Source organism: Aminipila terrae (assembly GCF_010120715.1).
GTDB classification, from domain to species: domain Bacteria; phylum Bacillota; class Clostridia; order Peptostreptococcales; family Anaerovoracaceae; genus Aminipila; species Aminipila terrae.
Genome location: NZ_CP047591.1, coordinates 3,287,329 through 3,299,968 on the forward strand (window position 1 = coordinate 3,287,329; position 12,640 = coordinate 3,299,968).

Below are 12,640 nucleotides of genomic sequence, written 5' to 3' on the forward strand. Positions count from 1 at the left end.
TATGGAACAGCCTGGATTACGTTAATTGTTTGTATGATAGGAATGGTAATGGTTAGATGGCTAATTTAATTCACGGTGGAGATATATATAGTGCGAAAGAAAAAGGAATAGAAGACATTTTGGATTTTTCTGCAAACATTAATCCAAATGGCCTTCCTGAAAGGGTAAAGCAGGCAATCATCGATGGTCTGGATTCATGTGTAAATTATCCGGACCCTCTTTGCAGACAGCTTATAACTGCAATTTCAGAATTTGAAGGAATCAAAGGGGATTGCATAATATGCGGTAATGGTGCTGCTGATATTATCTTTAGATTTGCACTGGCATTAAAACCAGAAAAAGCTCTGGTTCTGGCTCCCACATTTGCAGAGTATGAAATTGCTCTAAATACAGTGGGTTGTGAAGCAATTCATTATGAACTAAAGGAAGAAGAAGACTTTTCGTTAAGTGAGGAATATCTTAATGCCCTTGATTCTTCTTACGATGTGGTATTTTTATGTAACCCCAATAATCCTACGGGGCAGTTGGTTACAAAAGAATTGCTGGAAAAAATACTTCAGATCTGTGTAGAAAAGAATATTATGATGGTTCTTGATGAATGTTTCATCGAATTTATTGAGGAATATGAAAAATACACAATGAAATCTTATATTGAGAGCTGTAAGAACTTATTTATATTAAAAGCTTTCACTAAAAGTTATGCCATGCCTGGTCTAAGATTAGGTTATGGATTATCTTGTAATGGAGATTTACTAAAGAAGATTACAGATATGGGGCAGCCCTGGTCTGTTTCTATACCGGCACAAATTGCTGGGGTTCAGGCACTGAAAGAAAAGGAATATCTGGAAGAGTCTTTAAAACAAATCAGAGAAGAAAGAAAATATTTAGTATCAGAACTTAATAAGTTGGGAATAAAAAATTATAACCCGGCTGCTAATTACATATTTTTAAACATTGTTGATAATAAGCGATACAGCATATCAGATTTTAAGGAAAAGCTGTTAGAAAAAGGAATCATCATAAGAGACTGCAGTAATTATGCAGGACTTACAGCTGGATATTACAGAATCGCAGTTAAATCACACAGTGCAAATGAACGTCTTATAAATGTATTAAAATCCCTTTAATCATAAGGCTGTTCAAACAGTTTAAAGGATTTGAAGTACAGAGGAAAATGGAGGTTTTTTATGGCTAAAGCAATAATGGTTCAGGGAACCATGTCTAATGCCGGCAAAAGTTTACTTGTTGCAGGATTATGTCGACTATTTAAACAGGATGGATACAAAGTAGCACCATTTAAGTCTCAGAATATGGCGCTGAATTCCTTTATTACCAAGGAAGGGCTGGAAATGGGAAGAGCACAGGTGGTTCAGGCAGAAGCTGCTGGCATAGAGCCCTCTGTATTAATGAATCCTATTCTTTTAAAACCCACCAATGATATGGCATCACAGGTAATTGTAAATGGTGAAGTCTACAGTAATATGGATGCGAAGGAATATTATAAACATAAACGTGATATGGTTCCTGAAATAAAAAAGGCTTATGATAAACTGGCATCTCAATATGACATTATTGTTTTGGAAGGGGCTGGGAGCCCTGCTGAAATAAATCTGCAGGAAAATGATATCGTAAATATGTATATGGCAAAAATGGCTAAAGCTCCTGTTCTTCTTGCCGGTGATATAGACAGAGGAGGTGTTTTTGCTTCTCTGGTTGGTACCATGGCTCTTTTCAGTGAAGAAGACCGGGCAATGGTAAAGGGTACTATTATCAATAAGTTCCGGGGAGACAAAACCATACTTCAGCCAGGACTTGACATGCTTGAAGATATCATACACGTACCTACTGTTGGTGTTGTTCCTTATCTTCATGTGGATATTGATGATGAAGACAGTCTGACAGAAAGATTCAGTCGAAAAGGAAAAGTGGCCTTAATTGATATAGCGGTAATCAGGCTGCCTAGAATTTCTAATTTTACAGACTTTAATGTGTTTGAATATTCAGATGCTGTAAGTCTGAGGTACGTTGATTCTGTTGGACAGCTGGGAAATCCGGATTTGATTATTATACCTGGTACTAAGAATACCATGGAAGACTTACTGTGGATGAGACAGTGCGGGCTGGAGGCTGCGATTATAAAATATGCTGCTTCAGGTAAACCGTTGTTTGGGATTTGCGGTGGTTTTCAGATGCTGGGCACAGAATTGTCAGATCCATTTAATGTGGAACATGGTGGCAGTCTGAAAGGTATGGGACTGTTACCGGCTAAAACTGTATTTGAGAAAGAAAAAACCAGAACCCAGATAAAAGGACATTTTGTTACAGGGGGGAAAGGTTATTTTTCTGCCCTTGAAGGTGTAGAAATAGAGGGTTATGAAATACATATGGGACAATCTGCTGTTGAGGAATCACAGCAGGCCAGCGTCAGCAGTTTAACAAGGATAACTGAGATTTCTTCTGAAAAAGCGGATCAAGGTGCAGGACTTTTCAAAGAAAACATTTACGGATCTTATATACATGGTATCTTTGATAAGGAGAATGTGGTTAAAACCATCGTTTCTATTCTCCTTAAAAATAAGGGCCTTGATGAATCTGCAGTGTCTGGACTGGACGTAAAAGCATATAAAGAAAAACAGTATGACCTGCTTGCTGACGGGCTTCGTGAGAATATGAATATAGAAGCTGTTTACAGAATATTAAACGAAGGAGTTTAAAATGAAGATAGAATTACAGAAAGTACTACCAGCTGATATTGAAAAACGTAGTTTTGAAATCATCACAGAAGAACTGGGAGACAGAAAGATTCCAGAAGAATTAGCACCTATAGTAAAAAGAGTAATCCATACATCTGCGGACTTTGATTATTATGATAATATGAAGTTCTCAGAAAATGTTGTAAAGAATATTGCGCAGACTATAAGAAATGGAGCATGTATTGTAACGGATACCCAGATGGCAAAGTCTGGAATCAATAAGAAACTTTTAGAGACATTTGGCGGAGAAGTTTTCTGTTTTATGTCAGATGAAGATGTAGCTGAAAAAGCAAAAGAAAATGGAACAACCAGGGCAACAGCTTCAATAGACAAAGCCTCTTTACTGGAAAGACCGGTAATCTTTGCAATAGGCAATGCTCCTACTGCATTAGTAAGGATTTTCGAACTATATAGTGAAGAACAAATAAAGCCAGAAGCTGTAATCGGAGTACCTGTTGGATTTGTAAATGTAGTAGAGTCCAAAAATTTAATTATGTCCTCTGACATGCCGTATATTGTAGCTGCAGGCAGAAAAGGCGGAAGTAATGTTGCAGCAGCAATCTGCAACGCAATACTTTACATGATGCGTGACGGACTGCTGTAAAGTTCATGATCTTTTAGCATCTGACCTTCCATCAATTTGTTTCACAAATTGGGATAGGTCATGATACGATAAATTTCTATGAACTAAAGTTCATGTCTTTTTAGCATCTGACCTTCCATCAATTTGTTTCACAAATTGGGATAGGTCATGATAAACAAAATATAATCTGCTGCATATACTATTACATAATGGGGTGGTATTGTGACAGATTTTCTTTTATTTAACAAACTGGCTGAAATGAACAGAGAGATGACGCCAGAACGGTTATTTCATGAAAAGGGTGTAGGCGCTTACGGTAAATTTAATCTTTACATGCCTTTTTTTGACTACACTAAAGCGGGTTTTTTGAATAATACAGAAGAACCAACAGAAGTTTTTGTACGATTTTCAAGAGCTCTTGGACGAAGAGGCTCTTCTGAAACTGCCAGAGACATAAGAGGCATGTCTGTAAAGTTTTTTACAGGAAGCGGGAATTATGATCTGCTGTGTCAGAATATGCCTGTTTTTTTTATAAATGAGGCAGGTAAATTTCCTGATTTATATGCTGCCTTACGTCCTGTGAATGGACTGTCCTGTGACAGAGAAAAATTCTGGAAGTTTATTGCCGATAATCCAGAAGCTTTTCATCTGATTATGTGGCTGTTTTCAAATAAGGGCACTATAAAAAGTTATCGTCATATGGAGTCATTCAGTGTGAATACATATATATGGCGCAATGAAAAAAATAAAATCTTTTATGTCAGATATCATTGGACACCTCTTGCTGGTATTAAAAATATATCATCACAAGAGGCAGAATTCCTGGCAGGTTATGATCCAGATGCCTTGACCAATGATTTATATAAGGCTATAGAAGATGATATATATCCAGAATATGAACTGTCAGTGCAGATTATTCCTGAAAATGCTGCGAAAGAAGTTCCTTTTGATATCTTCAATAAAACATTAATCTGGCCTGAACGAGCCTGTCCTCACATAAAAGTTGGAAAAATGACCTTAAACAGGCTGCCATCAAACTTTCATGACGAAGTGGAAATGTGTTATTTCAGCCCGTCAAATATTGTGCCAGGTATCGAAATTCCAGATGATGAAATGTTAGCACTTATGTGTTTTGCCCATGATGACGGATGGCGGAACAGGAGGAGGTAATAAAATGGAAATCATATATCAGCAGGCCAACGACAGTTTAAAGTCTTTCAGTCCAACTGATAAAGAAGCTTTAATTTATAATTTGGTAGAAAGTTTAATGTTTATCAGTGATGAAGTACAGGAAAAGGTAATAGAATGTTTAAAACTTGTCAATGAAGAGCTAGGATCTACTATTCAAAAACAACTGTAATTTGAATAATTTCCTTAAATTCCCTGTAAATAAGGCCTTATCAGGCCTAATTTACATGCATTTTACAGTTATTTAACATTTTCTTAACAGAAACCGCACTTTTTGGCGTATAATTAACATAGAGTTAAATGTAAATACTTTTTTAACAAATTTGATTATGATATGAAAGAGAGGAAACCATGCTTAGTGCAAAGAAAAAAGAGGACATATTCTACAACTTATTTATAGAGTATGCTGAAAAGATTGTAACAGCTGGAGAAGCTTTTGAAGACCTTGTAAAAAATTATGAGAATGTTGAGGACAAGGTTGCTGCAATAAAAGTTATTGAAACAGAATGTGACATGGAAGCACATAAGATTTTGAAAGCTTTAAATGGTTCATTTGTTACCCCTTTTGACAGGGAGGACATCTATTCCGTGACAAGAGAAATGGATGATATCGTAGATTCATTAGAAGAAGTTGCCAATAGATTTTTAGTATTTAATGTACATGCTATCAAACAGGAAGCTGTGTATATGGCTGATCTGATCATGCAAAGTATCAGAGAATTAAATGTTTTGTTTAAACATCTTTCTGAAATGAAGAAAAATCAGATTGTAAGAGATCAGATTATTGAAGTTAACAGAATTGAAAATGAAGGTGACGTAATATATCGAAAAGCATTAGCAAAACTTTTCAGAGAAGAAAAAGACCCAATTGAGTTAATAAAATGGAAACATCTTTTTGAAGAACTTGAAGCTAGCCTTGACTCCTGTGAGAATGTGGCAAATATTTTGGAAGGTGTGGTAATGAAATATGCCTAGTAGCATACTGATATGGGTAATGGTGGTTTCGCTGTTATTCGAGTTCATAAATGGATTTCATGATACTGCAAATGCAATTGCAACTTCTGTATATACAAGAGCCTTATCAGCAAAAGAAGCTATTTTGCTTGCAGCAGTTATGAATTTTTGTGGTGCGTTAGTAAGTGAAAAGGTTGCACTTACTATATCCAAGGGATTAGTAAACATTGAGCTGGAACAATATGTTATACTTTCAGCTTTAATTGGAGCCATTATCTGGAACCTTATTACATGGTGGAAGGGGATTCCAAGCAGTTCTTCCCATGCTTTGATTGGTGGGCTGTTAGGGGCAACTATCGTTTATACTGCCTCATTAGACCATATTGTATGGTCAGGGGTTTTAGAGAAAGTTATTATTCCGCTATTCACTTCACCTGTTGTTGGTTTTATTTTCGGTTTCTTTTTTATGAAATTGATTTTTATTGCTTTTGCAAGCTGGTCCCAGAGAAAAGTAAATAAACTATTTTTGAAGCTGCAAATATTGTCTGCAGCTCTGATTGCTTATTCTCATGGTAATAATGATGCTCAAAAGACTATGGGAATTATGACACTGGCATTGATGACTGGTGGCGTTTTAGACAGCAACAGTGGAATTCCTCTATGGGTGAAAATAGCGTGTGCCACAACTATGGCAGCAGGCACTTCTATTGGAGGCTGGAAAATCATGAAAACTATGGGTGGCGGCGTTACTAAGCTGCAACCGGCCAGTGGATTTGCTGCACAGACTGGAGCTGCTTTAGTAATTGAAGGTATGTCATTCTTCGGTGCTCCTGTGAGTACGACTCACGTAATTACAACTGCGATTATGGGCGCTGGCAGCGTTAAAAGACTTTCAGCCGTTAAATGGGCTATAGCAGAAAGTATAGTAACCGCATGGGTTATAACTCTGCCAATAACCATGTGTTTAGGTGGAATGGCCGCATTTATAATAGAAAAGTTAATGGCATTATAAAAAACAGTTCCTGATTTGAATAAATAGAGGGTTAAATATGGTTACCAGGGAAGATTTAGAAAAAAAAGAATATATTAATTTATCATCTCTTGCTGCTAAATCAGCAGAATCAAAAGGCAGGGCATTACAGGAAGAAAAATGTCAAGTGCGTACAGAATTTCAAAGAGATCGAGATCGGATTATTCACTCAAAATCTTTCAGAAGGCTTATGCATAAAACTCAGGTCTTTCTTGCCCCCGAAGGGGATCATTTTAGAACCAGACTGACTCATACCATAGAAGTTTCCCAGATTGCCAGAACCATTGCCAGAGGGTTAGGATTAAATGAAGACTTGACCGAAGCCATTGCGCTTGGCCATGATCTGGGACATACTCCCTTTGGGCACAGTGGTGAGACCATTTTGAACAATATACATCCAGGAGGCTTTAAACATAATGTACAGAGTTTAAGGGTAGTTGAGGTGCTGGAAGGCAGCAAAGGCAAATTTGGCATGAACCTTACAGCTGAAGTAAAAGACGGGATTGTTAACCATACAGGACCAGTCAGACCTTTTACCTTAGAAGGGCAGATTGTTAAATTCAGTGACAGGATTGCCTATATCAATCACGATATTGATGATGCACTGAGAAGTAAAGTTATAGAACTTTGTGATTTGCCTGAGGAATGCCTTGATGTTTTAGGCAATTCCCATAGAGAAAGAATAAACACTTTAGTTATGGACATTATTGTTAATAGTGACAATCGAGATATGATTGCAATGGGCGATAGTTGTCAGGAACAGATGGATAAACTGAGAAATTATATGTTTGAAAATGTTTATCACAATGAAAAGGTCAAAAGACACGAAGATTTACACAGAGTTGAAATTATTATAAGCTCTTTGTATGATTATTATCTGGATCATCCAGAATATCTTCCCCAGGAACGACAAGAACTCATTGAAGAATATGGAATTGCAGAAGTAGTGAAAGATCATGTGGCTGGAATGACTGACAGATATGCCTTAAACATATATAACGAAATATTTATTCCTAAAGGATGGAAATAAACTAATTATTTAAAAAAAAAGAGCAAAAAAATAAAAAATAAAAAAAGGATTTGCTTAAAAATGTCGTATATAAAACTATGCAATATTTTTTAGTAAGCGGTGATTGATTTTGAGTAAATCTTTTAATGATAGTGTAACAGAAGAAATAAAAAGTAGGTGTAATATAGTTGATGTCATCGGACAAGTTGTTGCCTTAAAAAGAATGGGAAGCAACTTTAAAGGAGTTTGTCCGTTTCACAATGAAAAGACGCCTTCTTTTGTTGTTTCTGAGGCAAAACAGATTTTTACCTGCTTTGGATGTGGCGCTACGGGAGATGTTTTTGAGTTTGTTAAGAAATATTATAATCTTGATTTTCCAGGAACCGTTGAGAAACTTGCCAGAGAATATGGGGTTGAATATGTAAATAATTATAAAGAAGACGGCAGAAAAGAATTATATTATCAGATAAACAAGGAAGCTGCTACATATTATCTGAAGGCTTTCTGCCAGAAATCAAACCCTGGGTTAACCTATATGTTAAAAAGAGGAATCCAGCCTGTCACTCTGAAAAAATTTGGTATAGGATATGCCGATGGAGAGTGGGACAGTCTGTATAGATATTTTTTGTCAAAAACATTGATGTGAAGATATTAAAAGAGCTTGGACTGGTTTCAGAGTCTAAGGGCAGATACTATGATAAATTTAGAAACCGAGTTATGTTTCCTATTATAAACACAAGAGGTAAAGTAATCGGATTTGGCGGAAGGGCAATAGATGATTCCACTCCAAAATACTTAAATTCACCTGAGAGCCCTGTATTTATGAAAAAAATAATTTATATGGTTTAAATCTCAGCAGACAGGATATAAGTAAAGAGAACTGTGCTATTTTAGTAGAAGGATATATGGATGTTATATCTCTGTACCAAAGTGGTATCAGAAATGTCAGTGCGTCCCTGGGAACTGCTTTGACAGAAAATCAGGCTAAAATCCTTAGAAGATATACAAAAAATATTGTTTTGTCTTATGATGCTGACAATGCCGGACAGGCAGCAGCTCTTAGAGGTATAGATATATTATTTAAGGAGGGGTGTAAGCCAAAAGTATTACATGTAACAGACGGTAAAGATCCCGATGAGTTCGTAAAAAAGCATGGTAAAGATGCTTTTAAGAAACTGGTTGACAAATCCTTGGGGTTTGTTGACTATAAAATTTCTGTTCTTAAGAAAAAGTATAATCTGGATTCATATGAAGAAAGTATTGACTTTTTAAAGGAAGCAGCAGACATTTTACGGAATTTAAGCCCAATAGAAGCAGATATTCATATAAAAAAGCTTGCTAATGAAATTAAAATATCAGAAAATGCAATAAGACTAGAAATTAATGGCAATAATACACAGGAAGAGTTGATGATTCATAATCACATTGAAAATAACAAGAAGGAAGATAAGCAGATAAATTCCTCCATGTTATTGGTTGAAAAGAATCTTATCAAGCTTATGATTACTGATTACGAATACTTTAAAATTATTTCACAATATGAAGATGCCTTTAAGTCAGATCATGGGAAAAAGATTTTTTCCATAACAGAATCACTTTATAAAGAAGATAAAGAGCTTGATATTATGAAACTGCAGGATGGTTTGGAACAGGATGAAATGAATATGCTGGCAGATATTATAGATAATGTTCAGCTGGCAGACAAAGAAGAGCAGGTCTTGCAGGAATGTTTAAATAAAATTGAAGTAGAAAATTTAAAAGAAAAGGAAAACTCATTATTAATGAGACTTTCTATGGCTGATGAAGAAGAAAATCAGGAGACAATAAAAGTATTAACAGAGGAACTAATGGATTTGCAAAGACAGAAAATGGAAAGGGGTAAATAAATGAGCTTTGAGGAAGGAAACGCTATGGAAAAAAAGGACTATGTTCAGGACCTTGCGGAAAAAGCAAAAGCTAAGGGATCGATATCTTTTAGGGAAGTAGCAGATTATTTAGAGGGTATAGACTTAAATAAGGATCAGATGGATGAGATTTATGATTCACTGACAGCTATGGGGATAGAAATTGTATCAGAGGTCGATCCGGATGAATTCGAGCTTCTTTCTATAGAACAGGATGAAAATGACGATGTAGATATTATTTCAGTTTCAGACGATTCCAATGAAATTGATTTAGAAGCTACATTGCCTAAAGGAATTGCGGTAGATGACCCCGTAAGAATGTATTTAAAAGAAATCGGAAAAGTGCCTCTGCTGTCAGCGGATGAAGAAATAGAGCTGGCTAAAAAAATGGAACTTGGTGATGAGGAAGCAAAAAAGAGGCTTTGTGAAGCCAACTTAAGATTAGTTGTAAGTATTGCCAAGCGTTACGTTGGAAGGGGAATGCTGTTTCTTGACCTGATTCAGGAAGGAAATCTTGGATTAATTAAAGCAGTAGATAAGTTTGACTGGAGAAAAGGATATAAGTTCAGTACTTATGCCACATGGTGGATCAGACAGGCAATTACCAGATCTATTGCTGACCAGGCAAGAACCATTCGTATACCTGTACACATGGTAGAAACCATTAACAAACTTATCCGTATATCAAGGCAGTTGCTTCAGGAATATGGCAGAGAGCCTTCTCCAGATGAAATAGCTAAGGAAATGGATATTTCCGAGGAAAAGGTAAGAGAAATTTTAAAAATTGCTCAGGAGCCAGTGTCACTTGAAACTCCTATCGGTGAGGAAGAAGACAGCCATCTTGGAGACTTTATTCCTGACGAAGATGTTCCTGCACCTGCTGAGGCTGCGGCATTTTCAATGCTTAAGGAGCAGCTTGTTGAAGTACTGGATACTTTGACTGAAAGAGAGCAGAAAGTTTTAAAGCTGCGTTTTGGACTGGAAGATGGCAGAGCCAGAACTCTTGAAGAAGTTGGAAAAAGGTTTGATGTAACAAGAGAAAGAATAAGACAGATTGAAGCAAAAGCTTTAAGAAAACTGAGACATCCTTCAAGAAGCAAAAAACTTAAGGACTATCTGGAATAAATTTAACTATAAAATAAGGCAGATTGAGGTAATAGATGATTAAGCTATCAGACAGATTACAAATGATTGCCGACCTTATTGAAAATGGACAAACCGTGGCTGATATAGGTACCGACCACGGTTTTTTGCCTATTTATCTATGGGAAAGCGGAAAAAGTTCCAGAGTGATTCTGGCAGATATAAGCAAAGGCTCTCTTCAAAAGGCAATTGATAATGTGGAAATGCAAAACTTTAAAGAAGAGACCGTAAAAAACGGTTTTGATTTCAGACTGGGCAATGGTATAGAAGTTCTCCAAAACGGAGAAGTGGATGTAGTGGTTATAGCCGGTATGGGCGGTATCTTAATGACTGAAATTCTGGGAAAGAATCTGAATAAATCAAAAAGCATGAAATGTTTTATCTTACAGCCCAGAAATAGTCAGGGTAAACTCCGGTGGTGGCTGTTAAATAATGGATTCATCATAAAACAGGAGAAAATAGTCAGAGAAGGCAAATATATATGTGAAGTCATATTTGCTGAAGCGGAAGAAAATGACTCAGTTCTTATAGAGCTACCCAAGGAATCTGATTTAGAACTGCAGTCAGAAGACATAAGATATGAGGTCCCAGAATCAATACTTATGAGTAATGGCTCTTTAGCCCTGGAATTTGTGGAAAGAAAATTAGAAATTGAATTAAATATTCTGAAAAACATAAAAAAGTCTGCATCAATCAGTGGTGAAATAATTCAACAATCGGAATTACGCATTCTCTATTTGGAGAATTTATTAAAAAAATATAACAAAAGCAGGTGATTCGTATGGGTATTTCTAAGTTACAATTTATGAGCACATTGGAAAAAATAGCTCCAGCAGAATTGGCTGAATCCTGGGACAACTCAGGTTTCCAGATAAATCTTGAAAAGGGCATGATTAATAAAATCCTTGTAACCCTTGAAATTACTGGAGAAGTAATAAAAGAAGCTGCTAATTTGGGAGTTGATATGATAATCACACATCATCCTTTATATTTTTCTCCTTTCAAGGTTGTTGACCGTAATACAATTATAGGAAACTATACCCTAGAACTTATAAAAAATGGAATTTCAGTGTATTCTGCACATACAAATTTTGATAAAGCAGAGTATGGCAACAACTTTTATCTGGCCAGACTGCTGAATTTGAAAAATATAAATAATTTTGAAAAGTATAGCAGTGATTATACCGGATTGTTTGGGGAGCTACCTGAAAAGAAATCATTAAAAGAGATTGTAAGGGAAATGGAGAAATTATTAGATTTGCATCCCAATGAACTTCGTGTTGTTGGAAACCCAGAAGAACAAATCAGGAAGATCGGACTTTGTACTGGTGCTGGAATAGATATGCTTGAAATAGCAGAACTGAATGGCTGCCAGCTTTTTATTACAGGTGATGTTAAATATCATGATGCGATGAAAGCAAAAGAAAAGGGAATGAATGTCTTAGATGCTGGACATTATGGAACGGAAAAAATATTTGTAAGTAATATGGCCGGTCAGTTAAAGAATGAGTTAAAGGATGCAGTGGAGATTTTTCAATCCCAGGTTGATATAAATCCATTTGACTTTTTATAAGCATATGATATAATACTAGAGCATGTTTTGGGTAAGCCAGACAGTCGCGTGCATCTGCACGAGGAAAGTCCGGGCTCCATAGGGCAAGGGTGCCAGATAACGTCTGGCGTAGGTAACTATAGGGAAAGTGCAACAGAAACATACCGCCGAAACAGTCAGGCTGTGGTAAGGTTGAAATGGCGAGGTAAGAGCTCACCGGCGTTATGGAGACATAACGGCCGTGTAAACCCCACCTGGAGCAAGACCAAATAGGGCGCAAAAAGCGGCGGCCCGTCGCTGCCCGGTAGGTAGGTCGCTTGAGCGTATTAGCAATGATACGCCTAGATAGATGATTGTCAAATACAGAACCCGGCTTACAGACTTACCCAGAACATTTATTTTTGACTCTTTAAGACAAGGGTCTTTTTTTATTTTTTGAAATAATTAAATAGTTTAAAATGTTGTAATATTATGTCGGATAGTGTCGTATGGAAGGCATAGGAAAATTGAGGAAACAGATATAA

The 12,640-nt window shown here is 36.4% G+C and carries 12 protein-coding genes, 1 other RNA gene and 1 pseudogene; all 14 read left to right on the top strand.

Translation table 11 applies throughout. The annotated features are described in order from the left end of the window. The first annotated feature begins 56 nt into the window (after positions 1-56). Complete coding sequence (locus tag Ami3637_RS15865; RefSeq protein ID WP_162363414.1) at positions 57-1,127, top strand: pyridoxal phosphate-dependent aminotransferase; 1,071 nt, start codon at positions 57-59, stop codon at positions 1,125-1,127. Positions 1,128-1,187: 60 nt separating this feature from the next. Then, positions 1,188-2,714: a cobyric acid synthase gene (locus Ami3637_RS15870; RefSeq protein ID WP_162363415.1), complete on the top strand. Its 1,527-nt coding sequence runs from the start codon at positions 1,188-1,190 to the stop codon at positions 2,712-2,714. A 1-nt stretch (position 2,715) separates the two neighbouring features. Next, a complete protein-coding gene (locus tag Ami3637_RS15875; protein WP_162363416.1) occupies positions 2,716-3,357 on the top strand; it encodes a precorrin-8X methylmutase in 642 nt (213 codons plus the stop codon). A gap of 201 nt (positions 3,358-3,558) precedes the next feature. After that, positions 3,559-4,506 carry a catalase gene (locus Ami3637_RS15880; RefSeq protein ID WP_162363417.1) on the top strand — a complete coding sequence of 316 codons (948 nt, stop codon included), beginning with the start codon at positions 3,559-3,561 and terminating at the stop codon, positions 4,504-4,506. A 4-nt stretch (positions 4,507-4,510) separates the two neighbouring features. Continuing rightward, complete coding sequence (locus Ami3637_RS15885; RefSeq protein WP_162363418.1) at positions 4,511-4,696, top strand: catalase-related domain-containing protein; 186 nt, start codon at positions 4,511-4,513, stop codon at positions 4,694-4,696. A gap of 179 nt (positions 4,697-4,875) precedes the next feature. Next, entirely contained in the window at positions 4,876-5,499 is a 624-nt protein-coding gene (locus Ami3637_RS15890; RefSeq protein ID WP_162363419.1) for a DUF47 domain-containing protein, read from the top strand. Continuing rightward, positions 5,492-6,490 carry an inorganic phosphate transporter gene (locus Ami3637_RS15895; protein ID WP_162363420.1) on the top strand — a complete coding sequence of 333 codons (999 nt, stop codon included), beginning with the start codon at positions 5,492-5,494 and terminating at the stop codon, positions 6,488-6,490. Before Ami3637_RS15890 ends, Ami3637_RS15895 begins: the two co-directional genes overlap by 8 nt. A 37-nt stretch (positions 6,491-6,527) precedes the next feature. Further along, on the top strand, positions 6,528-7,538 hold the full coding sequence (locus tag Ami3637_RS15900) for a deoxyguanosinetriphosphate triphosphohydrolase (protein WP_162363421.1): 1,011 nt from the start codon (positions 6,528-6,530) through the stop codon (positions 7,536-7,538). A gap of 109 nt (positions 7,539-7,647) precedes the next feature. After that, positions 7,648-8,366 (top strand): annotated as a pseudogene (locus tag Ami3637_RS15905) (DNA primase). Positions 8,367-8,404: 38 nt separating this feature from the next. Then, positions 8,405-9,403: a toprim domain-containing protein gene (locus Ami3637_RS15915; protein WP_330586946.1), complete on the top strand. Its 999-nt coding sequence runs from the start codon at positions 8,405-8,407 to the stop codon at positions 9,401-9,403. After that, a complete protein-coding gene (gene rpoD / locus Ami3637_RS15920) occupies positions 9,404-10,546 on the top strand; it encodes an RNA polymerase sigma factor RpoD (RefSeq protein WP_162363425.1) in 1,143 nt (380 codons plus the stop codon). Positions 10,547-10,581: 35 nt separating this feature from the next. Beyond that, positions 10,582-11,340 (top strand): tRNA (adenine(22)-N(1))-methyltransferase, encoded by a 759-nt coding sequence (locus tag Ami3637_RS15925; RefSeq protein ID WP_162363426.1) that lies wholly within the window; start codon positions 10,582-10,584, stop codon positions 11,338-11,340. A gap of 29 nt (positions 11,341-11,369) precedes the next feature. Continuing rightward, positions 11,370-12,137: a Nif3-like dinuclear metal center hexameric protein gene (locus Ami3637_RS15930; RefSeq protein ID WP_162363427.1), complete on the top strand. Its 768-nt coding sequence runs from the start codon at positions 11,370-11,372 to the stop codon at positions 12,135-12,137. A 28-nt stretch (positions 12,138-12,165) separates the two neighbouring features. Further along, positions 12,166-12,509: RNase P RNA component class A (gene rnpB, locus Ami3637_RS15935), an RNA gene on the top strand. The last annotated feature ends 131 nt before the right edge of the window (positions 12,510-12,640 follow it).